Genomic DNA, 21,955 nt, shown 5'->3' on the forward strand with positions numbered 1-21,955 from the left:
AACTCCTAATAAATAATATTCATAACATCACAATTAATTATAATCAGTAAAAGTTCTAATCTTAGAGAGATTAAATGAAAAAGCTAACACAAGTAAAATTAATAATCTCATTGTTTTTCCTATCAACCTCTTTCAACGTTGCGAATGCTAATATGATTGAAAATCCATTACAACTTAGTACAGAATCATCTTTAACTCGCGCTTTTAATGCAAAAATTGAAGACTTTTGGAAAGAAAATGCATCAAGTCATTACTTCCTAGGTAGTGATAATAAAAACATACATACGATTTCCATTGTCACGGGAAACACTAAAGCGATTGTGATCAGTCAAGGACGCAATGAAAGCGTATTGAAATATAAAGAGGTAGCTTACGATCTCAATAAGCAGGGCTATGATATCTTTTTAATTGACCACAGAGGCCAAGGATTTTCTGAACGCTTTGGTGGTGACTCTCACCGTGGGCATGTCTCACTTTTCCAAGATTATGTCGATGACCTTAACCAATATGTTTTATCACTTGAGTTAGCTCAAAAGTATTCGCAACGCTATCTATTATCTCACTCAATGGGTGGTGCTATTAGTAGCTTGTATTTACAACAATATCAGCATCCCTTTCAAGCATCGGTATTTTTTAGTCCAATGTTGTCAATTAATATGGGCGTGTTGCCCAACTTTTTAGCAAAAATAATTACTTATACAAGTTCTGAAGTGTGTAGTTGGTTTACTAATACAGCCTGTTATGTGCCCGGAGGCGGAGGTTATAAAGAAAAATCATTTACAGATAATGTGCTAACTCACAGTGAAAAACGCTTCTATTCAAGTCAGTTTAATTTCCAGCAATATCCTAGTACTCAACTCGGTGAACCAACTATGCGCTGGCTTGCCACTAGCCTTAGCGCAATGGAGCAAGCTGTTGAACACGCACATAAAATTAATATTCCTATTTTGCTGTTCCAGTCTGGCGCAGATAAAGTGGTAACAAGCACAGGACAAAATGCCTTTTATAAAAACGTAACATATTGTAAATATAATAAGTTTGTGGTCATTGATGATGCAAAACATGAGATATTAATAGAGGCTGATGAATATCGTTTGCCAGCATTAAATCAAACGTTACAATTTTTTACGCAAATAGAACAAGGTAAACTGACATGTATAAAATAGCCATATCTGACCTAGATGGAACACTGCTTGGGCCTGATCATAAAATTTCAGAGCAAACCAAAGAGAGTATTCATCGGTGGATTAAAAGTGGACGTAAATTTGCTATTGCCACAGGCCGTCATTACAAAGAAGCTAAAGCACTACAGCAAAGTTTGGGCGAACCTATCTATTTAATTACTTCAAATGGTGCTCGTGTGCATAATAAGGCGGGAGACATTATTCTAAAACAAAACTTACCTATAAAAATTGCAACAGAAATTTGCCAGCTAGCATTACCTGAATCGGTACAAATAAACCTATTTACTGATCAACATTGGTATGCCAACTTCCATTTACCAGAACTCGATGAAATGGGCTTAGATAAGAGCTTTCGTTGCCAAGTTACGGATCTTATTTCATTGGATAAAGAGAATATTATTAAGATCTTCTTTTGGGGTGAACATCAACTATTACAACAAATATATCGGCAACTGGAACAGCGATTTGGCAATACCATCAATCTCACCTTTTCACTTGAGAAATGCCTAGAAGTGATGGATGCCAACACCAATAAAGGCACAGCAGTAAAAACAGTTGTAAAAGAGAAAGGTTTACAACTTAGTGATGTGATCGCCTTTGGTGATGGGATGAACGATGTTGAAATGCTGTCGTTAGTAGGTAAACCCATATTAATGAAAAATAGTCAAAAAGCACTGCGTGAAGCACTACCCGCTGCAGAATTGACTTGCTCCTCAAGGGAGCACGGTGTTGCCTCAAAGCTTAACCTACTTTTAACCTAAGTCGAGAAATTCAAAGAGAAATAATGGTAATTACGACACATATTTAAGTACCATATGATGAAAAATAAATAGGCGCTGTTATACTTACTAGGTTGCTCCTATTTACTCATGAAATGAAGGTTTATTTATGCGTCTCTTACCCCTATTAATTACAACGCCTTTTTTCTTCTTGCCTGTAGCACACCATCAGAAGTTGTTGTTGAGCCAGTTGTCGAAGAAATGCCGACCGCAACTGTTATAAAGCGACCCTTTTCTGATGTATTAGGTGCGAATTTTAGAGGCCAATTTAGTTTAGGAGATGGTGAAGGTTACTTTAAAGCCTGCGATGCAAATGAAGAATTTTCGGTCGATGCTAACTTCATTTTACGTAATATCTACCAACAAGTTTCAGCAACACCTTTCACCCCTGTCTATATCGAATTTACCGGTGAAATTGTACAGCCAAGCAATAACACTTTAGAAGCGCCCATGAGAGTTGATAGAGTCCACCATATGGCGCTTGCAAAAGCATCGCTACAATGCGATAAACCCATTGATACGTTTTTATTCAAAGCGAATGGCGACAACCCTTACTGGCGATTAAGCATTGATAATCAAGAATTATTTTTTTCTACTAAGGCCAGTAATCAAGCCTATGAAGTAGATGACGCTAACTTTAGAACAACACAAATAAATACCATCACAACCAGTGATAAAGAAGGCCAGAAATTAACCCTTAAAATACAACCAGGGCATTGTTACGATTTAAAGAATAAAGCTTATTGGGGGTATACCACAAAAGTAGAAAGCATCTGGGGGGAATATAGTGGATGTGGTGAACCAGGTTGGCCTGTCGAAGAGCAACTTTTAGCGGTTATTACCTCAGCACCGCAAATACTAGTACAACAAACCTAACCCTGAATACTAACTACACAGTAGAATATAAACAAAGCATAAATGGAAAAGAAACGATCAGAACAGGGTTCTGGAAAACCAATTCACCAGAACGTGTTGTTGTTATGCTAACCCAGCAACAAGGTAATAAAATACGCCAAGAAATCATTTTTGAACGCACCGGATTAACACTGAACGCTAAAGAGATTAATGATAATAATATTATTACACCTTTTACTACGCCATTAACTTTCAACAAAATGAATGCTGATGCCAGTATTGAAGAGGAGAAAGTTAGTCGTATTGACCGCCAGTTTAATGCTCAACAAATCAATGAAGCTTTAGTGCTTGATAGTGAAATACAAAAAGCAGTTAATGATTATTTTCAAATTCATCGTACCGACCCTAAAGACACAGGCTTTAACGCTGTAAAATATGATTTAAATGGTGATGGAATTGAAGAAGCAATTGTAATGCTTGATTGGTGTTCAAATAAAAATGGTTGTGAAATGCTTATTTTTGAAGGCCAAGAAGAAGGTTATCGATTCTCAAGTAGAGTATCTCGTGTACATGCACCAATCATTATTTCACACAGTCAGCATTATTTATGGCAAAGCTTGTTAATCACAAAAGATAATCAATGGTCGACTTTAGATTTTGATGGATTAAGTTATCCAAACGATACACATAACCTAGAAAGGGTTAACAAAGATGATGTATCCACTCAGGTGGTACTGTTTAATAATGGTAAACCTAAGCAATGGTTCCCTATTAAAATGTAACCTCAAATAATAACGTTAATAAGATTATTAAAGGGCTAGCGCCCTTTTTTATTGCGCTACAGTAAATACTATTAATTACCTAATATTCTCTGAAAAAATGCATTTTCAAATTGATATTGTGATGCATTTTCATCACGAGGAAGTGCAGACTCTAAAGCACCCTCTGGCTTGTTATAGCCATTTAGCATCATCACAAAAAGGCGATCACCCTTATCACTGTGCACCACACCTAACAAATTCGCGACACCCTTCATTGATCCAGTTTTAGCAATCACTTTCCTTTTAAATTGCTTTCCACGTACACCTTTATGATATTTTAATGTGCCATCAACACCTGCAATTGAGAAACTTGATAATAATTCTAATTGTTTATCATGCTGATAAACATAGTTCAGAACAGACATAAATAACTCTGCGCTCATTAAGTTATGCCGAGACAAACCAGAACCATCGGCTAAATAAGCATTTTCAAGGTCAACTCCCTGTGCAAGCAAAATATCAGTAATTGCTTGGGCACCGTTTCTAAAATTTCCAGCACGCTGAAAATAATGAGCGCCTATTGTTTTGAACACACTATCGGCTATCAAATTATCAGACTCTTTCATCATTTTATTTAATAAGTCACTAAGTTTAGGTGACTGATACTGCGCTAGCACATCAAGATTATTTTGTAGCTCCTTATTGCTTTCTAAACGTACTTCTCCCATTAAAGTTATACCTAAGTTTTGTAACTCTTTAGCAATGATTTTTGTCGCGTATTGAAACGGATCATTAACCGCAAAGGCTAAACCAAAGGCACGCTTTCTCGGTACCATACAGCCCCATAGATGAAAATTATTTTGGCTATTACGAGTGACTTCAAGAGCACAAAATTGTTCATCTCGTTGTGTTTTAGTTACCACATCAACATTTGCAGTTATCTCAACTGGCTCATAGCTCGGAATAAAAAGCGTTGCTTTTTGCGCTTCTGGCGTTTTCAGACTCAAGTTGCCTAAGACACAGTTATTATTAACAATAATTGCATTTGCAGGTGCGGTATAACAAACACCTAGATCATTCCACGCCTGACCGTTACTCCATTGGTAACCATTAAAATGAGAATCATTGAGAATAAAATCCCCGCCTATCTTTTTGATACCGAGCTTTTTTAAAGACAGTAGCATCTCAATCAGGTTTTGACGTTTTAACGTTGGATCTCCGACAAAATGCAGGCTTAAATCACCTGCATATTGATTATTTTTAATATTAGATAAGGAGCCAGTCAGCAAAGTTTGATATCTAAAATCACCACCTAGATATAATTTAGCGACTGTTGCTGTTAAAAGCTTCTGCATGCTCGCAGGAGTACGCAGGGTTTCTGATTGATACTGTGTAATAACACTCTGTTTATTAGCGTCAACTACCATATAAGAAAGCTGTGTTCCCTTAGGCAATAAAGCATGTAAAGACTGCCACTCATTTGCACTACTATTAACACTATAAAAAATTGAAAGCACTAACATTAAACGTATCAACATGAAAAATATCCACAAATAAAAAAACTCATCATAACCCTGATTTAAAGTGAAAACACTTAAAGAATGCCAGCAGTTTTAGTCACCAATAATTAACGCTAAACTATCACGCAATTTGTATTACTCACTTTGCATATTGGAGTCTCAAGGGTATAATTCAGCATCTTCTCAGGCGAACCATGAGTCTAAAATAATGAATAACCCTTTATATCAGCAGAATATTATTTCCATTGCAGATCTTGCCCGTAGCGACCTCGAACTTATTTTACAAACCGCCCAATCTTTGAAACAAACCCCACAACCAGATTTACTTAAAAACAAAGTTATTGCGAGCTGTTTTTTTGAAGCCTCTACACGTACCCGATTATCCTTTGAAACAGCGGTACAGCGTTTAGGAGGAAGTGTTATAGGCTTTGATAGTGGCGGTAATACTTCGCTTGCTCAAAAAGGAGAGACACTTGCTGATTCGGTAAAAGTAATTAGCTCCTATGCTGACGCATTCTTTATGCGCCATCCACAAGAGGGAGTCGCTCGCTTGGCTTCTGAGTTTACTGATATTCCAGTGATTAATGGCGGTGATGGTGCAAATCAACATCCAACTCAGACATTATTAGATCTTTTTACCATCTATGAAACCCAGGGAACTCTAGATGAGCTTAATATTGCTTTTGTAGGCGATTTAAAATACGGACGAAGCCAGTGCATTCTCTTGCCCAAGCCCTGTCTCTTTTTAACTGTAAATTATTTTTTATCTCTCCTGAAGCGCTAGCGATGCCAGATTATATTCTTGAAGAACTCGCTGATAAAAACATTCGTTACTCAGTACATGCAAGTATTGAAGAAGTGATCGACTCATTAGATATTTTATACATGACCAGAGTACAAAAAGAACGCTTTGATGAAACTGAATATCAACATATGAAATCTTCATTTTTATTAGATGCAAGCATGCTTAATAGTGTTCGTGATAACTTAAAAGTATTACATCCGCTACCACGTATTGATGAAATAGATAAAAATGTTGATGCAACGCCCTACGCTTATTACTTTGAACAGGCCCAGAACGGGGTGTATGCCCGACAAGCGCTGTTAGCACTACTATTATCGAACCATTTTAAAGCGGAGGCTAAATAATGATCCCTAAATTACAGGTTGAAGCCATTCAGAATGGTTCTGTTATTGACCATATTCCAGCTCAACAGGGAATAAAAATATTAAAGTTTTTTAAACTTGCACAGGCAAATGCAAAAATTACCGTCGGACTAAATTTAAATAAAAATAACGGCCAACGCAAAGACCTGATTAAAGTAGAAAATACATTTATTAATGATGAGCAAGCGAACCAATTAGCTTTATTTGCACCAGATGCAACAATTAACCTAATTGAAAACTTTAAAGTTGTGAATAAATTTAAAGTACAACTTCCTGAGGCATTTGTTGATGTTTTAGTTTGTCCGAATAGCAATTGTATTACCCATAACGAACCGGTTAAAACAAAGTTTTATGTTAATAAAAGACAACAACTAAAACTGAAATGCCATTACTGCGAAAAATCATTCGATCATTCATTTTTTAATGAATTAGATTAGTTAACCTAGTTAAAACACATGCTGTGGTAAAGACAGCATGTGTTAATTCCCCCTCTTTTCTCTAAGATACAAATGAATTACCCAATTTATTTATTATTGTTAATTATTTTTTGACCTAGATACAAGGATGACCCGATATTCCTGTTCCTCTGAACAAAGCACCTTGAGGTCGTATAGGTATCAGTTTATACTCGATTCATTACTTCAAATTATAAGTGAGCCACCCATGGATTATAATACTTCTTTACTATGCGACATTTATGCGGAAACCGTTGATGTTGTTGAGCCCCTACTCACTAACTTTGGTGGGCGTAGTTCCTTTGCGGGCGAAGTCGTTACCATTAAATGTTTCGAGTCTGTCGGATTAATTTATAAAGTACTTGAAGATAACGGAGTAGGTAAAGTATTACTCGTTGATGGTGGTGGTTCACTGCGTCGTGCTTTAGTGAATGCAAATATTGCCGAACTTGCTGTAGAAAATGGTTGGGAAGGAATAGTTGTTAATGGTTGTATTCGAGAAGTTGATGCGCTTGAAGAATTAGATATCGGCATTCAAGCGATCACTGCAATTCCGGTTGGTGCAGAAGATAACGAAATTGGTGAGATTAACGTTCCTGTAAACTTTGCTGGTGTTAGCTTTTTACCTGAAGATATTCTTTACGCAGATAGCACTGGTATTATCATCTCCCCAGAGCCACTAGAGCTTGACGACCTTGATGAGATAGACGACGAAATCTAGTTGTTCGCACAAACAAAAAGCCCGATGAATGTAAATATTCATCGGGCTTTTTTAATGCCACCAAATCAAATAAAAGACTACATTGTTTGCTCAGCTTCTTCTATTTTACCCACTAGAGTACTTAAGCGAGACTGCCATTGCTGGTGCTCTTCTGTCAACTTAGTATTATTAGCGGCTAATGCCTCCGCTTTTTCTGTTAAGCCTTTATTTGCTTCTCTTAGCTCTTCAACTTCCATCTGTAATAAAGAGATAGTATCGACTGCATTCTGAATTTTACTTTCTAATTTTTCTAACAACTCTAATGTCATGGACTTGCCCTTCCTTAAGATTTATAACGTCTTACTAATCCAGTGAGAATAAGCATTCCAGCACGCTTATTCAACCATTGTTTTTGATTTAGGAAAATAAAAGCGAATATGATGCGCTTTTACTTCATTTTTAACCATTATAGGCGTTATCATTGATGATTAAATAATAATAACAAATGAATTAAGAAAGTAATCAGTCATGCTTGTTAAGGCTATCCCTTATTGTGTTGTGAGTGCTGAAGTGAGAACAACTATCGCCGACAACTCACGGCTTGTTAGTAATAGTGTTTCCTGAGCAATAACTGTGCATTGTTTAAATTCATTTGTTATAACGGCTAAAGATGAGGAACAAATGAGTAGTTTACTTAAACTTGGAAAATACCAGCATTATAAAGGCAACTTCTATCAAGTAGAAGGTATTGCCACGCACAGTGAAACAGAAGAAAAAATGGTCCTTTACCGCCCTTTATATGGCGAGCAAGCTTTATGGGTTAGGCCACTCGATATGTTTACCGAAGAAGTAAATATAAACGGGGAAGTTAAACCCCGTTTTGCATTTATTGACTAAGTAACTTCAACTCTGGATAAGCTAAAGGATATTGAACTATTATTTACGGCCATTATCTAGAACTGAAGTTAAATATTCTGTTCCATGGTCATAGAAGGCATCTCGCAGGATGGTTTTCCAACTACTTTAGCGGGAACCCCTGCCACTGTGGTATGAGCAGGAACAGATTCTAATACCACAGCGCTGGCACCTATTTTAGCGCCAACACCTATTTCAATATTACCTAAAACCTTTGCGCCTGCGCCAATCATAACTCCTTCTCGTATCTTAGGATGACGATCACCACAATCTTTTCCAGTACCACCTAACGTCACCCCCTGTAATAAAGATACATTATTTTCTATCACAGCGGTTTCTCCAACGACCACACCTGTTGCATGATCAAACATGATCCCTTTTCCAATGCGGGCGACAGGGTGAACATCGACACCAAATAGTTCCGAGCCTCGATTTTGTAAATATAATGCTAGAGGAATACGCTTTTGATTCCACAGCCAATGTGAAACTCGGTACACCTGAATGGCATGAAATCCTTTTAAATATAATAGCGGGATTGAATAATCTTCGACGGCAGGATCACGTTCCTGAACAGCAATAATATCCGTCATAGCCGCATTTAATATTTCAGGACATTTAATAAAAGCTTCTTCGATAACTTCACGCACTAAAATAGCTGGCATAGTGTGACTATCCAAGCGATTAGCCAGTTGATAACTTAAAGCCGATTTAAAACTTTTGTGATTTAAAATAGTGGAATGGAAAAAACTCGCAAGAATAGGCTCATTCGAAGAACTCTCCCAGGCCTCTTCACGTATTTTTTTCCATAATTTTTTCTGTTCAAAAACCATTAACTCTTATCCTTTCCGCTATTATCAGTTTGAATATCAATATTAAATCCTGATAGTTCCTCAGGAACTGTTGAAAGCGGATCTAAATGAATTAAAATATCTGCATTAGGGAAGTGTTTTTCTAATGCTTCATCTAATATATCTGCTTTTTCATGTGCTTCAAATAACGTTTGATTATCATCTAATTCAAGGTGTAACTGAATAAATTTAGTATTGCCTGACTGACGAGCTCGCAAGTCATGCACTCCCCGTACACCTTTTATTTTATAGGCTTCTTTGATAATTAACTCTTCTTCAGAAGAAGGTATCTGCTTATCCATTAACGCATCAACCGATTGAGAGCCAATTTCCCATGCGCCGTGTAATATATAAAAACTCACCACAATGGCAAATAAGCCGTCCGCCCAGTGCCAACCAATTGCCGCTAAAATAAGTGCGAACAATACAGCGGTATTCATAAAAATATCTGTTCGATAATGAAGAGAATCCGCTTTAATCGCGACACTATCTGTTTTCTTAACAATGTTAGTTTGAAAAATAACTAATGCGATAGTAATTAATACAGAGAAAATCATCACGCCAATACCCACATTAGTAGCTACGATTTGATGACCATTAACTAATGAAGAAATCCCCGTTAACATTAACAGTATTGATGAACCAGAAATGAAGGCGACTTGTGCTAATCCAGCTAAACTTTCCGCTTTGCCATGACCAAAACGATGCTCGTCATCGGCGGGCTGAAGCGCGACTTTGATTGCAAAAAGATTAATAATTGAAGTGGTCACATCCATTATTGAGTCAGTTAAGGTAGCTAAAATACTCGATGAGTCCGTCATGAACCATGCCATTAACTTAACAATAATTAATAAAGAAGCCACTACAATTGCGGCACGTCCAGCAAGATTAACTAAGCGAGCGTACTCTTCCTTGCTTATATTTGTTTGCAAAATAATGCCTTAATTTTTTATATATTAAGCGCTTATTATAACCCTGTTGCCATCACAGATGCAAAATCCAAGTAGCCTTAATACGGTTAATATACTTAGCAAACCAAAGTTAATAGCGGAACTATTGTGCTTATTAAAAAAGACGTTTTAAGAGCTAAAATAAAAAATAGCTCAGATTAACTTGGCAATCAGCTATCGATACATTTACAATTCTCGGATTTAGTTTATTTAAAGTCGAGAAACTCATGATTGAAATTGCACTGTACGAACCAGAAATCCCACAAAATACCGGTGCGATTATTCGTTTATGCGCCAATACAGGTTGTGTTTTACATTTAATTGAACCATTAGGTTTTGATTTTAATGAAAAAGAGTACGTCGTGCTGGACTTGATTATCATGAAATAGCAAATATCCAGCATCACAAAAATTATCAAGAATTTTTAAAAACAGTGCAGGGAAAACGAATCTTTGCTTGTACCACTAAAACAACAACCTTTCATAGCAATGCCAATTTTGAAAGTAATAATATTTTATTATTTGGCCCTGAAACACGTGGTTTACCAAGTGAAATTTTAGAAGCTTTACCTTTAGAGCAAAAATTGCGTATTCCAATGCAACCAGAAAGTCGTTCGATGAATCTCTCTAATGCGGTATCTGTTTTTGTTTATGAAGCCTGGCGGCAACTTGATTACACAGGTGCGGTATAAACAACATGGCTACAATCTAGGAGAAAGCACCTTTTAGCTTTCTCCTGCAACCTGTAATAATTCTATTAATAATTGCACACTACGATTACCTCTAAACTCGTTAACATCTAAACGATAAGCGCAAAAACCTTCTTGCACATTGGGTTTGGCCATACCTTTAAGTCAACATTAAATGCAATCGCATCAATTGCCTTACCATCTATTTCCAAGATCATTTTAAGGTGCTTTTCACCCACTAAACGTTGCTGTAATAGTTTAAACTCTCCGTGAAATAATGGTGCAGGAAAGGCCTGCCCCCAGGGGCCCGCTTCTCGCAACTCATGGGCTTGCTCTAGGTTTAATTGTTGAGCATTTAATTGTCCATCAGACAGTAAAACGTTAGTTAGCGTAGCTTCTTCAACCTGGTCTTCCAGCACCTTATTTAACGTCTCACGGAAAATATTAAAATCTTTTTCTTTAATCGACAATCCAGCGAGCCATTGCATGGCCACCAAATTTTATTATTACCCCAGCTATTTTTTTATCCACAAGATCTAATATATCGCGAATATGAATACCAGGAATGGATCGTGCAGAGGCTTTTATCTCACCTTGGTCTCCCTTAGCAAACACAAAGGTTGGACGGTAATAAGCTTCTTTAATGCGTGAAGCGACTAAACCAATCACTCCTTGGTGCCATTGCGCATCATATAGGCAGATAGCATGTGGGATGTTATTTTCGTCAAGCTTTAAACTAGCTAGTGTTTTGAGTGCTTCAGCCTGCATGCCTTGTTCAATCTCGCGACGTGACTGATTCAGTGCATCAAGCTCATTTGCCATCACATTAGCTTGCATGGGGTCATCACAGAGTAATAATTCAACGCCGTAACTCATTTCATCTAAGCGCCCTGCGACATTTAACCTTGGACCCAATGAAAACCCTAAATCACTCGCGACTAATTGCGCTTGATTGCGTTTGGAAACACTCACTAAGGCACTAATACCCGGACGACAAATCCCTGCACGAATTCGCGCTAATCCCTGTTGGACTAAAGTTCTATTATTGGCGTCTAATTGCACCACGTCGGCAACGGTACCTAAAGCAACAATATCTAAAAGACTGGCTAAATTAGGTGTCGCTTGGGTAAAATAATGGCGTTCCGACAGATAACTTCGAAGTGCTAACATCAGATAAAAAGCAACCCCCACCCCAGCTAAGTTTTTGCTTGGAAAATGGCGACCAACTTGATTTGGGTTAACAATCGCATCGGCATCGGGTAATTGTTCAGCAGGAAGATGATGATCAGTAACAAGTACTTGAACACCCCGTTTCTTTGCATGTGCCACACCAGCAATACTAGAGATACCGTTATCAACCGTCATAATGATCTGCGCACCTTTGGCAATAGCAAGGTCAACGGTTTCAGGTGTTAAACCATAACCATAATCAAAACGATTAGGAACAAGATAATCTACATTGCTAAAACCAAGAGCTCGAAAAGCTAGCATGCTCAGTGCCGTACTTGTTGCACCATCGGCATCAAAGTCACCAACAACCACTATTTTCTTTGAGGATAATAAAGCTTGATAAAGTAGCTCACAGGCACTATCAATGCCTTTTAATTGTTTCGCATGCAATAAAGTTTTAGTGCTGTTATCTAATTCACTCGGATCTTTAATACCACGATTCGCATAAAGTTGTTTTAATAATGGCGAGCAAGATAAGGTCAGAAAACCAGGGTCTACGTAAGCTCTATTTTTGACTTGGATGGAAGACATAACAAACTGCACTAATTAATTAAAAGTATTAGTGCAGTTTATAGGAAAAGGAATTTCTTGTAACTATTCTGTGCTTTTTGCACAAAACATTATTACAAATTAGCCTTGAATTTTTGCAATAGTCGCTAGCAAGTTACCCACAGGTAAATACCCTGGCTGTAACGAACCATCTTCCAATACTATAGATGGTGTTCCTCGTACACCAAAGAATTGTCCAAGCTCATACTGCTCTTTTACGCTATTCTCGCGACTTTTATATTCCACTTTTTGGCGTGACTTTCCTTTATCCATAGCTAGTTTAGGGTCATCAGCACACCAAATAGATACCATTGATTGATAGGTAGCAGAGTTTAATCCTCCACGAGGAAAAGCAAGGTAACGCACGGTAATACCATTATTATTATAATCTGCCATTTCCGAATGTAATTTCTGACAGTAACCACAGCTAATATCAGTAAACACTGTGACCACATGCTTTTCTTGCTCAGCCTTATATACAATCATATCTTTTTCAAGAGACTTCAATTTGTCTTTACCTAAAACAGCTGAGCTTTTCGCTGTTATATTTTCCATTTGATTATCAATATCGTAAATACTACCGCTCACAAAAAATTGTGTGTCTTTACTGACATAATAAACACCTTGATTTGTTACCACTTCATAAAGACCATCAATAACAGCGGGAGAAATTGATTTAACAGAAATGTCTAATGAGCTTATTTTTTGTGTTATTTTTTCAATAACAGCATCATCTATAGGCGTCGCTGTAGTTGTAAATGAAAAAGTACTAAAAGCAACAAATGCAAGGGCACCTATAAAACGTTTTTTAAGAAAAGTAAATTGCATAATATAAACCTATTTTCAGCAAGTAGAGTATTTCGATTATGCCTTACAACCAGTCAGACACAAAATTTAATAAGATGAATTTTGAGCATAATTTTAAAGCCCATATAAACGCTAATGTTTACTAAAACATAGAAGCTTTACAGCTTATCTTAACAGAACGACTTTTTAAGACTTTAATTTCATTTATTAAAAAATATTAGAAAAATAAACTTATTCCTATTTTATTCAAAATTTAGATGTTTGATTAAGCTCTTGGATGATGTTGTTCATGTAAGCTTTTTAAGCGGTCCTGTGCAATATGGGTATATATTTGTGTTGTCGAAAGGTCACTGTGGCCAAGTAACATCTGGACGACACGTAAATCAGCACCATAATTAAGTAGATGTGTTGCAAAAGCATGGCGTAATACGTGTGGAGAAATCAACTCTTTGTCGATCATACAAACATGAGCATAAAACTTGATACGATGCCAAAAAGTTTGCCTCACCATGGCATTACCTCGGCGGCTTGGAAATAAAATATCACTACTTTGACCATTTAATAATTCACTGCGCACTTCATTGATATATCTTTCCACCCAATAGTTTGCCTCTTCTCCCATTGGTACTAAGCGGGTTTTATTACCTTTACCAGTAATACGTACTACTCCTTGTTGTAAATTAAGCTCTTCCGTGGTTAAAGCTGTTAATTCTGAAACGCGCAAGCCTGTTGCATATAATAATTCCAGCATAGCTTTATCTCGAAACTGCACAACATCTGATATATCAGGACTTGATAATAAGGCATCAACTTCAGATTCAGACAAGGATTTAGGTAATGGTTTAATGGTTTTCGGACTTTGTAATTTTGCACTGGGGTCATCTTCACGTGACTTTTCACGACACAAAAACTGAAAGTATCGGCGTAAAGCACTCATCAAGCGCGCTGTAGAACTATTTTTATACTCAGTATCGCTGTTTAAACGGAAACTAAAATAATCACTTAAATCAAGGTAACTTGCTTCAGCTAATACTATGTTTCGACTATTTAAATAATTTTCAATTAAGCAAAGGTCGAAGCGATAAGAAGCCAGTGTATTTTGTGATAACCCTCGCTCTAGCCATATTGAATCTAAAAATTGATCAATTGTTAATACTGTCATTACATTCCTATTTTTGTTTTATATAAGGCTCTAGCAATCAATAAACCTTGCCTCAGCGTTGAAAGTCCTGTTTTAAACGACTAAACTGCTTTTCTTTATTCGAACTAAGCATCTATCACTTAGCTCAGAGCATTCATTAACGTTTTGAAATCACGCTTATTTAACGGCAAAACGTAAATTTTATTTAAGGTTTAACCAAATGAAAATTGGCTTATTTTACGGTTCTAGTACTTGCTACACAGAAATTGTAGCGGAAAAAATTCAAGCCTTTATTGGTGAGGAACTGGTCGATATTTATAACATAAAAGACTCTGGCCTGAGTAAAATAAACGACTACGATATTCTTATTTTTGGTATTTCTACTTGGGACTACGGTGAATTACAAGAGGATTGGGGAAATTTATGGGATGAAGTTTCTGGACTATCCGTTAATAATAAAATTGTTGCCATATTTGGTCTCGGTGATCAAGAAGGCTATGGAGAATGGTTTATTGATGCTGTTGGTATGTTACATGACGAAATTCAACCGCAAGCCCCCATCTTTATAGGACAATGGCCAATTGAAGGCTACCAATTTACTGAATCAAAAGCATTAGCTGAAGATAAAAAACATTTCTTAGGGCTGGCGATTGACGAAGATTCACAATATGAAATGAGCGATGAACGTATTGAGCAATGGTGCCTACAAATTTTGCAAGAAATACAAGATAAGATCTAACCAGATCAATTCTGTTAATTTATAACATCTCCATTACCTTTTACAATTTGGTTAAAAAACAACTTCAACGGTCAATTTTTAACCAAAATTAGTGCTATACTCTTTTCTTTAGTGACTTTTGTCACACTTGCCAATTTACTTTTTAGTTATTTAATTACAGCATCGTTACTATTCTGATCCAGATCAACCATCTATTTAAGACTTTCGATAAGCTTACGATCCTAAAGGAATAGTCTTCATGAATGAAAAAATTATTCATGAACACTATTTAATATTTTAATAATTAACACTCATAACCGGAAGGGAGTAAGCCGCATTATGTCGGATGAAAAAACAACTAAAAGTTATCGCGAACTACATAAACCAGCAAGAGAGTTTGATTCTCGTTCTGATTATTTAGATAACGAATTACAAATCATGCAACCACGACGTTGGGGATTAAATTTACCAGGCCGTGACTTTAACTTTGAATGGGAAGATCTTGTTCCTGCGATTGCCGGAACAATTGGTATTATCGCGATGTACTCAGCTGTAATGATGTCTTGGGCTGATGGTTTAACAGAAGCTTGGCCACATATTACATTAGGTAAAGAGTTTGCGATTGAAGTTTCTCGTGTTGAGATGTTGATTCCTGCTTTACTTTTCTGTGTTATCGCCTCTGGCTTTTTAAACCCGCGTGCAAACCTTGCTGGTAACCACGGCCCAATGATTCCGTTAATTGGAGCAATTGCATTAGCTGGAGCACATCCTTTAGCATTAGCATTGTTATTAGGTGTTTTTGGTTTATTACTAAGTTATTTCAAGGGTGGCTCTAAATTGGTTAATTTAACCAGTGAAGGTGTCGCTGGTGGTTTATTAGTATTCCTTGGTTTTACAGGTGCATTTAGCCAAATTGGTCAGATTCAAAATTGGGCGAAAGGCATTGATATGGGACACGTTGGTTTAATCGTCCTAGCTGTTAATGTTGTGTTATACGCTTTTCTTGCCAAAATCAATAAGCGTTGGTTAGCTATCCCCGCCTGTGCTATCACAGGGTTATTAATTGCATTAGCTTTTGGCGCTGGTTTTGACTTAACCTTTACAACTGAAACAGGTCTTCCAAATCTAAACCCTGTTTATTGGTGGGGAAGTACAACTGAAGGTTGGATGCTTGGTTTACCAAACCTACAACACTTTATTGCTTCACTACCCTTCGCTATTTTAGCGGTTGCTATGTGGTCACCAGACTTTTTAGGTCACCGTATCTTCCAAGAACTTAATTACCCAAGAAATACTGATAAAGTGTTAATGGATGTTGATGATACAATGACCACTTGTTCAATTCGTCAAATCGTTGGTACTGCGGTAGGTGGTGGTAATATCACTTCTTCATGGGGTACTTATATGATCCCAGTCGCTATTGCAAAACGCCCTATTCCAGCGGGTTCTATTTTACTAGGTACTTTATGTATCATCATTGCTATCCTTGGTTTCCCAATGGATGTAGCAGTATGGCCTCCAGTAATGCGAGTTGCTCTGTTAGTAGGTGTATTCTTACCTCTATTAGAAGCTGGTATGCAGATGATTAAAAACACTAAAGACTCCCAGTCTGCGGGTATTTGCATATTCTCTCGTCGCGGTATTTAACCCAGTACTTGCTTGGGCTTTAACTATGTTCCTTGATAATAATGGTTTAATTGGTGATAAAGAACGTGCACAAAAACTATCTTTCATCGATAAAATTGTTATTCCATGTGGTGTATTAGTTATCTGTTTACTAGCAATGCTTGCAGTGGGTATGTTTGAAGCTAAATATGGTATTCCTGCTTTATTATAAATAGAATTCTAATCTATTTATTAGGCGCTACTTATAGCGCCTTTTTTGTATATGGAAGACAAGCTGTTAGTGGTTAGCTGTCAGCAGTCAGTAAAATCAACTTCAAAATCAACTTTGCCCATCATTGTTAAATATACCCAGAGGCTTTTTGAAAACAATTTAGCTCAAGTTATTGTGTAACGTAACCACTGGCACTTTTATGACTAACATAAAAAACGCAACTCAATGGTCGCGTTTTTTTACTGATAACTAAAAGTCGTTGAAAAGCTATACAGTAGCGAGCCTCTAGCTTCGAACATCGATACCTAATCCTACAAAACTCATAAACTGTAACCTGTGTTCGTAACTCGTAACTCGAACTGACAGCTTATTTTTAAGCGCTTAATTCAATAATTAAGTCATCGTCAATCTCTTGCAGAGCTTCAACAACTGCACTTTTATTAAATTGCTCATCCACCACTATTTTAAAGTGACTTGTGAATAAGGTCGCTCCAATCGCAGAAACACCGATTCGATTACACTCCATATTATCAACTCGAATACTATTATCGCTCAGTACTTGAGTAATATGGCGCACTAAACCAGGTCTATCTTTACCATCAATATTAAGGTCTAGTGGTGTCGATTTTTCATGGGTTACTGTACCCAGATTAACCGAGTCAACATTAATACCTAGTGCTTTAAATTGGGTAATTAAGGTTTCGGCATTATCTGCATCTATTTCAATTTTAATTAATCCAGCTACATAATTGTCAATATGGCTAATTTTACTATTTAACCAAATGCCTCCTAACTCATGTGTTTGATCGGACAGTATTTTAATTAAATCGCTTTGGTTCGAACCACTGACCGTTACCATTATTTGAATATTCATAAACTCACTCCCAAGATCACAGTGACAACACGAAATTTGTTTTTATTTTTAAACCAAGGAACGTCTTCCTTATAATTTAATTGTAAACTACTAATGAAATAATAGTTAATGATTGAAACTAAACAAAAAACTATTGGCGTCACGAATATGCTAAATAAAAATAATTAAAGCACTTAAATTGATCAAAAAATGAAAAGAATTAGCAACAATCTGTAACAATATTTATTAAATAAGCAACATTTAAGCGAGGAAACTGAAATTTTTCAATAAATCTGTAATAAAATTACAACTTAATTCGTGTTTTTGACTTACATCAAGTTTATTGCAGAATCATTTGTTAGACTGATTTTGTACCAATAACTGAACAGGCAAAAAAAGTTTTACTGCTATAACGATAAATAAGTGAGAAGAAAAAACGTAACAAATATTATTACGTAGTCAAACTTATATTTATTGTTTTCTCAGTATAATATGGTAATAATTTGATACAACTTATTTTGCATTTTAGCTATGCGAGTAAGCAATAAAGTGCTTGCAATACGGCTCCCAGTGGATGTTTTTCTTCTGGTCTGAGCGCCAGACTGTAGGCAAGGTTGCAAGGAACTATTTACAAGAGCTAAACGGCATTATGATTTAATTGGTTGCTATTTGAGACATAACAAATTGTGACGAATTAACAAGAATACAGCATTGGGTTATTAATTTTATCTCCAACGCAAAAAATTTTTATACATTATTTTTAATCTCTAACTATCAAGGTAAATCTTTATGACAAAACTTAACGAAGACTTTACAGCGACTTGGAATGGCTTTGCTGGTGATGCATGGAAAACTGAAGTTAATGTTCGTGATTTCATCCAAAACAACTACACGCCATTTGACGGTGATGAAAGTTTCCTAGCAGATGCAACTGAAGCAACAAATAAGCTTTGGGCAGATGTTATGGTCGGCATTAAGCAAGAAAACAGCACACATGCTCCTGTTGATTTTGATACTGATGTTGTTTCAACAATTACTGCACATGATGCAGGTTACATCGACAAAGATCTCGAAACAATTGTTGGCTTACAAACTGAAAAACCACTTAAACGTGCGATTATCCCAAATGGTGGTATTCGTATGATCGACGGTTCTTGTCAGGTATACGGTAAAGAACTTGATCCTGGTATTCGTCAAACTTACTCTGAGTTCCGTAAAACTCATAACCAAGGTGTATTCGATGTTTACACTGGTGACATCCTTAAATGTCGTAAATCAGGTGTACTAACAGGTTTACCAGATGCTTACGGCCGTGGTCGTATCATTGGTGATTACCGCCGTGTTGCACTTTACGGAATCGACTTCCTAATGGCTGAAAAAGCAAGCCAACATAAAAGCTTAGAAGCTGAATTGGTTGCTGGTACTTCATTAGAAGATACGATTAAATTACGTGAAGAAATTTTCGAACAGTACCGTGCTTTAGGTCAAATGAAAGAAATGGCGACTAAATACGGTAGCGATATCTCAGGTCCAGCTACAAACGCTAAAGAAGCGATTCAATGGACTTATTACGGTTACTTAGCGGCAATCAAATCACAAAATGGCGCGAGCAATGTCATTTGGTCGTACTGCTTCTTTCCTAGATATCTTCATCGAAAAAGATTTACAAGCTGGTGTGATCACTGAAACTGAAGCGCAAGAGCTTATCGATCACCTTGTAATGAAGTTACGTATGGTTCGTTTCCTACGTACTCCTGAATACGATGATTTATTCTCTGGTGACCCAATCTGGGCAACTGAATCTATCGGTGGTATGGGTGTTGATGGTCGTACATTGGTAACTAAAAACTGTTTCCGTTTCCTACATACTCAATACACAATGGGTCCTTCTCCAGAGCCAAACATTACTGTTTTATGGTCTGAGTCTTTACCTATTAACTTCAAAAAATACTGTGCAAAAGTATCTATCGATACTTCTTCTATCCAGTATGAAAATGATGATTTGATGCGTACTGATTTCGATAACGATGATTATGCAATTGCATGTTGTGTATCACCAATGATTGTTGGTAAACAAATGCAATTTTTTGGTGCTCGTGCCAACCTTGCTAAAACATTATTATACGCAATCAATGGTGGCGTAGATGAAAAATCTAAAGCTCAAATTGGACCACGTCACATCCCAGCTATTACTTCTGAAGTATTAGACTTTGATGAAGTTTACAAAAACTTAGATGTATTCATGGACTGGTTAGCAGAGCAATATGTGACTGCACTTAACTGTATTCACTACATGCACGATAAATACAGCTATGAAGCGTCTCTAATGGCACTACATGACCGTGATGTATCACGTACTATGGCATGTGGTATTGCAGGTCTTTCAATTGCGGCGGATTCATTATCTGCAATTAAATACGGAACGGTTAAACCGATTCGTGATGAAGATGGTATTGCTGTAGATTTTGATATTTCTGGTGATTACCCTAAATTTGGTAACAATGAATCACGTGTTGATGATATTGCCTGTGAACTTGTTGAAAGCTTCATGAAAAAAATCAAAGCTCGTCCAATGTACCGTAATGCACGTGCAACACAGTCTATTCTTACTATTACATCTAATGTTGTATATGGTAAGAAAACCGGTAACACACCTGATGGTCGTCGTTCTGGTGCTCCTTTTGCTCCAGGTGCAAACCCAATGCACGGACGTGATGAAAAAGGTGCAGTTGCATCATTAACATCTGTTTCTAAACTACCGTTTGCTTACGCACAGGATGGTATTTCTTATACATTCTCAATCGTACCAAACGCATTAGGTAAAACAGATGATTCACAAAAAGCGAATCTTGCTGGCCTAATGGACGGTTACTTTAAGCACACACCTGAATTAGAAGGTGGTCAACACTTAAATGTAAACGTAATGAACCGTGATATGTTATTAGATGCAATGGAAAACCCTGATAAGTACCCTCAGTTAACAATCCGTGTATCTGGTTACGCAGTTCGTTTTAACTCATTAACAGCTGAGCAAAAACAAGACGTAATTTCACGTACATTTACAGCGTCACTTTAAAATATAAATATTTACAGGTAAAAAATTAACATTTGCCTGTTATAATAAAAAAGGTTTCATTCGCGAGGATGAAACCTTTATTTTTATGTCAAAAATAATTATATAATTAACGCTTTTCCTATGACGTTAATTACATAATTATTTTTAGGAGCTTCTAATGTCAGTAACTGGCCACGTCCATTCAATTGAAACATGCGGTACCGTCGATGGACCGGGGATCCGTTTTATCATTTTTTTACAGGGTTGTTTAATGCGTTGTAAATATTGCCATAACCGAGATACATGGGATCTTGAAGGTGGCAAAGAAATGACCGTTGATGAGCTGATGAAGGAAATTTTACAATACCGACATTTTATTAATGCGTCAGGTGGTGGTATTACCATTTCTGGTGGTGAAGCCATGTTACAGCCAGAATTCGTCAAAGCGATGTTTCAAGCCTGTCGTATGGAAGGTATCCATACATGTTTAGATACCAATGGCTTTGTACGTAAAATTGATGAAACAACTAAAGGTGTACTTGATGTCGCTGATTTAGTATTACTCGATATCAAACAAATGGATAACAAAAAACACATTGATTTAACCCATGTGAGTAATAAATACACATTAGAGTTTGCTAAATATCTGGCGCAACAGAAGCAAGCGGTTTATCTCCGTTATGTGGTTTTACCTGGTTATACGGATGACCTTGAAGACGTTCACAAACTTGGTCAGTTTATTGCGCCGATGAAAAATATTGAAAAAATTGAGCTTTTACCTTATCACGAATTGGGCAAGCATAAATGGACCGCGATGGGCGAAGTTTATCCCTTAGATGGTGTTAATCCTCCAAGCAAAGAAACCATGGAAGACATTAAAAATACGCTTCTACAATATAATGAAAATGTACTTTATTAAATTAATGACTGATAGGTAACATTG

General features: G+C 36.8%; 16 protein-coding genes and 5 pseudogenes. 13 read left to right on the top strand and 8 right to left on the bottom strand.

Going from position 1 to position 21,955, the window contains the following annotated elements:
* Positions 1-74: 74 nt before the first annotated feature.
* The 4 genes from ACLKMH_RS22825 to ACLKMH_RS22840 all read left to right on the top strand — a co-directional run bounded on the left by ACLKMH_RS22825 (position 75) and on the right by ACLKMH_RS22840 (position 3,600).
* Positions 75-1,166 carry an alpha/beta fold hydrolase gene (locus ACLKMH_RS22825; RefSeq protein ID WP_413700083.1) on the top strand — a complete coding sequence of 364 codons (1,092 nt, stop codon included), beginning with the start codon at positions 75-77 and terminating at the stop codon, positions 1,164-1,166.
* On the top strand, positions 1,154-1,945 hold the full coding sequence (locus ACLKMH_RS22830) for a Cof-type HAD-IIB family hydrolase (RefSeq protein WP_413700084.1): 792 nt from the start codon (positions 1,154-1,156) through the stop codon (positions 1,943-1,945). The genes ACLKMH_RS22825 and ACLKMH_RS22830 overlap by 13 nt, the downstream gene beginning before the upstream one ends.
* A 219-nt stretch (positions 1,946-2,164) precedes the next feature.
* Positions 2,165-2,839, top strand: coding sequence for a hypothetical protein (locus tag ACLKMH_RS22835; protein WP_413700085.1), 675 nt, complete (start codon positions 2,165-2,167; stop codon positions 2,837-2,839).
* Positions 2,770-3,600, top strand: coding sequence for a hypothetical protein (locus ACLKMH_RS22840; RefSeq protein WP_413700086.1), 831 nt, complete (start codon positions 2,770-2,772; stop codon positions 3,598-3,600). Before ACLKMH_RS22835 ends, ACLKMH_RS22840 begins: the two co-directional genes overlap by 70 nt.
* Positions 3,601-3,671: 71 nt before the next feature.
* On the opposite strand, the gene dacB is transcribed toward ACLKMH_RS22840, so the two are convergent.
* Positions 3,672-5,117 carry a D-alanyl-D-alanine carboxypeptidase/D-alanyl-D-alanine-endopeptidase gene (dacB, locus tag ACLKMH_RS22845; protein ID WP_413700087.1) on the bottom strand — a complete coding sequence of 482 codons (1,446 nt, stop codon included), beginning with the start codon at positions 5,115-5,117 and terminating at the stop codon, positions 3,672-3,674.
* A 190-nt stretch (positions 5,118-5,307) separates the two neighbouring features.
* On the opposite strand from dacB, the pseudogene pyrB reads away from it, so the two are divergent.
* From pyrB to rraA, 3 genes and pseudogenes are all read left to right on the top strand, one after another.
* Positions 5,308-6,248, top strand: a pseudogene (gene pyrB, locus ACLKMH_RS22850) (aspartate carbamoyltransferase).
* Entirely contained in the window at positions 6,248-6,703 is a 456-nt protein-coding gene (gene pyrI, locus ACLKMH_RS22855; protein WP_413700088.1) for an aspartate carbamoyltransferase regulatory subunit, read from the top strand. Before pyrB ends, pyrI begins: the two are co-directional and overlap by 1 nt.
* A gap of 226 nt (positions 6,704-6,929) precedes the next feature.
* The gene (gene rraA / locus ACLKMH_RS22860) at positions 6,930-7,442 is read left to right on the top strand and encodes a ribonuclease E activity regulator RraA (protein WP_413700089.1); all 513 of its coding nucleotides are present in this window, start codon (positions 6,930-6,932) and stop codon (positions 7,440-7,442) included.
* Between the two features lie 77 nt (positions 7,443-7,519).
* Here rraA and ACLKMH_RS22865 read toward each other — a convergent pair whose 3' ends face one another.
* On the bottom strand, positions 7,520-7,750 hold the full coding sequence (locus tag ACLKMH_RS22865) for a cell division protein ZapB (protein WP_413700090.1): 231 nt from the start codon (positions 7,748-7,750) through the stop codon (positions 7,520-7,522).
* 352 nt (positions 7,751-8,102) lie between these two features.
* Here ACLKMH_RS22865 and ACLKMH_RS22870 point away from each other — a divergent pair, with 352 nt between their 5' ends.
* Entirely contained in the window at positions 8,103-8,318 is a 216-nt protein-coding gene (locus tag ACLKMH_RS22870; protein WP_413700091.1) for a DUF1653 domain-containing protein, read from the top strand.
* 68 nt (positions 8,319-8,386) lie between these two features.
* On the opposite strand, the gene cysE is transcribed toward ACLKMH_RS22870, so the two are convergent.
* Together cysE and ACLKMH_RS22880 are read right to left on the bottom strand one after the other, a co-directional pair.
* Positions 8,387-9,166, bottom strand: coding sequence for a serine O-acetyltransferase (gene cysE, locus ACLKMH_RS22875; protein ID WP_413700092.1), 780 nt, complete (start codon positions 9,164-9,166; stop codon positions 8,387-8,389).
* Positions 9,166-10,116, bottom strand: coding sequence for a cation diffusion facilitator family transporter (locus tag ACLKMH_RS22880; protein WP_413700093.1), 951 nt, complete (start codon positions 10,114-10,116; stop codon positions 9,166-9,168). The genes cysE and ACLKMH_RS22880 overlap by 1 nt, the downstream gene beginning before the upstream one ends.
* A gap of 245 nt (positions 10,117-10,361) precedes the next feature.
* Between ACLKMH_RS22880 and trmL the strand changes: the two are divergent.
* Positions 10,362-10,825 (top strand): annotated as a pseudogene (gene trmL, locus ACLKMH_RS22885) (tRNA (uridine(34)/cytosine(34)/5-carboxymethylaminomethyluridine(34)-2'-O)-methyltransferase TrmL).
* A gap of 33 nt (positions 10,826-10,858) precedes the next feature.
* Here the strand turns inward: trmL and recJ are convergent.
* From recJ to xerD, 3 genes and pseudogenes are all read right to left on the bottom strand, one after another.
* Positions 10,859-12,583 (bottom strand): annotated as a pseudogene (gene recJ, locus ACLKMH_RS22890) (single-stranded-DNA-specific exonuclease RecJ).
* Between the two features lie 99 nt (positions 12,584-12,682).
* Entirely contained in the window at positions 12,683-13,429 is a 747-nt protein-coding gene (gene dsbC, locus ACLKMH_RS22895) for a bifunctional protein-disulfide isomerase/oxidoreductase DsbC (protein WP_413700094.1), read from the bottom strand.
* 244 nt (positions 13,430-13,673) lie between these two features.
* Positions 13,674-14,570: a site-specific tyrosine recombinase XerD gene (xerD, locus tag ACLKMH_RS22900; protein WP_413700095.1), complete on the bottom strand. Its 897-nt coding sequence runs from the start codon at positions 14,568-14,570 to the stop codon at positions 13,674-13,676.
* Between the two features lie 199 nt (positions 14,571-14,769).
* Between xerD and fldB the strand changes: the two genes are divergently transcribed.
* Both fldB and ACLKMH_RS22910 read left to right on the top strand, forming a co-directional pair.
* Positions 14,770-15,288, top strand: coding sequence for a flavodoxin FldB (fldB, locus tag ACLKMH_RS22905; RefSeq protein ID WP_413700096.1), 519 nt, complete (start codon positions 14,770-14,772; stop codon positions 15,286-15,288).
* A gap of 318 nt (positions 15,289-15,606) precedes the next feature.
* Positions 15,607-17,104, top strand: a pseudogene (locus ACLKMH_RS22910) (DUF3360 family protein).
* Between the two features lie 373 nt (positions 17,105-17,477).
* Here the strand turns inward: ACLKMH_RS22910 and ACLKMH_RS22915 are convergent.
* Positions 17,478-17,978, bottom strand: a complete 501-nt coding sequence (locus ACLKMH_RS22915) for a glycine cleavage system protein R (protein ID WP_413700097.1) — start codon at positions 17,976-17,978, stop codon at positions 17,478-17,480.
* Positions 17,979-18,746: 768 nt separating this feature from the next.
* Here ACLKMH_RS22915 and pflB point away from each other — a divergent pair.
* Both pflB and pflA read left to right on the top strand, forming a co-directional pair.
* Positions 18,747-21,033: pseudogene (gene pflB / locus ACLKMH_RS22920) on the top strand (formate C-acetyltransferase).
* 157 nt (positions 21,034-21,190) lie between these two features.
* Complete coding sequence (pflA, locus tag ACLKMH_RS22925) at positions 21,191-21,931, top strand: pyruvate formate lyase 1-activating protein (protein WP_413700098.1); 741 nt, start codon at positions 21,191-21,193, stop codon at positions 21,929-21,931.
* Positions 21,932-21,955 lie beyond the last annotated feature (24 nt).

It is taken from the genome of Psychromonas sp. KJ10-10 (assembly GCF_047323245.1).
In the GTDB taxonomy this organism is placed as follows: Bacteria; Pseudomonadota; Gammaproteobacteria; order Enterobacterales; family Psychromonadaceae; genus Psychromonas.

What these genes read in the sequence shown, in the direction of transcription:
- pyrI (WP_413700088.1), top strand. Translation starts at nt 6,248, where the DNA reads ATGATCCCTAAATTACAGGTTGAAGCCATTCAGAATGGTTCTGTTATT.
- rraA (WP_413700089.1), top strand. Translation starts at nt 6,930, where the DNA reads ATGGATTATAATACTTCTTTACTATGCGACATTTATGCGGAAACCGTT.
- ACLKMH_RS22825 (WP_413700083.1), top strand. Translation starts at nt 75, where the DNA reads ATGAAAAAGCTAACACAAGTAAAATTAATAATCTCATTGTTTTTCCTA.
- ACLKMH_RS22865 (WP_413700090.1), bottom strand. Translation starts at nt 7,750, where the DNA reads ATGACATTAGAGTTGTTAGAAAAATTAGAAAGTAAAATTCAGAATGCA.
- cysE (WP_413700092.1), bottom strand. Translation starts at nt 9,166, where the DNA reads ATGGTTTTTGAACAGAAAAAATTATGGAAAAAAATACGTGAAGAGGCC.
- ACLKMH_RS22870 (WP_413700091.1), top strand. Translation starts at nt 8,103, where the DNA reads ATGAGTAGTTTACTTAAACTTGGAAAATACCAGCATTATAAAGGCAAC.
- xerD (WP_413700095.1), bottom strand. Translation starts at nt 14,570, where the DNA reads ATGACAGTATTAACAATTGATCAATTTTTAGATTCAATATGGCTAGAG.
- pflA (WP_413700098.1), top strand. Translation starts at nt 21,191, where the DNA reads ATGTCAGTAACTGGCCACGTCCATTCAATTGAAACATGCGGTACCGTC.
- dsbC (WP_413700094.1), bottom strand. Translation starts at nt 13,429, where the DNA reads ATGCAATTTACTTTTCTTAAAAAACGTTTTATAGGTGCCCTTGCATTT.
- ACLKMH_RS22830 (WP_413700084.1), top strand. Translation starts at nt 1,154, where the DNA reads ATGTATAAAATAGCCATATCTGACCTAGATGGAACACTGCTTGGGCCT.
- dacB (WP_413700087.1), bottom strand. Translation starts at nt 5,117, where the DNA reads ATGTTGATACGTTTAATGTTAGTGCTTTCAATTTTTTATAGTGTTAAT.
- ACLKMH_RS22915 (WP_413700097.1), bottom strand. Translation starts at nt 17,978, where the DNA reads ATGAATATTCAAATAATGGTAACGGTCAGTGGTTCGAACCAAAGCGAT.
- fldB (WP_413700096.1), top strand. Translation starts at nt 14,770, where the DNA reads ATGAAAATTGGCTTATTTTACGGTTCTAGTACTTGCTACACAGAAATT.
- ACLKMH_RS22835 (WP_413700085.1), top strand. Translation starts at nt 2,165, where the DNA reads ATGCCGACCGCAACTGTTATAAAGCGACCCTTTTCTGATGTATTAGGT.